This is a genomic window from Arhodomonas sp. KWT, from assembly GCF_010993615.1.
In genome coordinates this window covers 1-797 of record NZ_WNXE01000768.1, presented here as the reverse complement: position 1 = coordinate 797, position 797 = coordinate 1, and the positions used below count along the sequence as shown (strand labels likewise).

Here is a 797-nt window from a genome sequence, read left to right as displayed (position 1 = left end):
CACCTCAACATTGCCCCGAAGCTGCTCATCGAGGCGGCGACGGGGCGTATCGCGGACGCCAACGACTCGGCCCTCGCGTTCTATGGCTACACCCGCGGTCAGATCACCACCCTGCACGTCGGCGATCTGAACACGCTTGCCCCGGACATGCTGACGGGGGAGATCGACCGGGCCCGCCGGGAGCAGGAGCGCTTCTTCCGCTTCCGCCACCGTACCGCGAACGGTGAGCTGCGGGAGGTGGAAGTGTACTCGGGACCCGTGTTCATCGACGGCCGGGAGTACCTCCACTCCATCGTTCACGATGTCACCCGCGCGCATCGCTATCAGCAGTGGCTGGAGCGCTACCGGCGGATCTTCGAGTCGCTGCCGGTGGGCGTGTACAGCAGCCGCCCCGCTGACGGCGGGCGGGTCACCGATGCCAATCCCGCGATGGCCCGGATCCTCGGGGCGGCGACACCCGACGAGCTCATCGGCCGGTCCGCCGCCTCTTTCCACCCCGATTCCGCCCAGGCGCGTGCAGTGGCGGCCGAGCTGATGCGCGCGGGTGTGCTGCGTGCCCGCGAGTTGCCGCTGCGGACGCTGGACGGGCGGGAGGTCTGGGTCGCAGTCACCGCGCGGGTCCGCGACAGCGCCGGCGAGCGCTGGATCGACGGGATCGTGGAGGACATCAGCGAACGGCGGGCGCTTGCCGCCGAGCAGCGGCTGCTGGCCAAGGCCTTCCGTACCAGCCAGGCGCTGATGATCACCGACGCGAACGGCGTGATCGAGCGCGTGAATCCCGCGTTCACCACCCTCAC

Annotated in this window: 1 protein-coding gene; it reads left to right on the top strand. The window is 69.8% G+C overall.

The genetic code is table 11. From position 1 onward, the window contains the following. A partial coding sequence (locus tag G7A99_RS22275) for a PAS domain-containing protein (RefSeq protein WP_163144186.1) occupies positions 1–797 on the top strand: 797 nt, incomplete at both ends.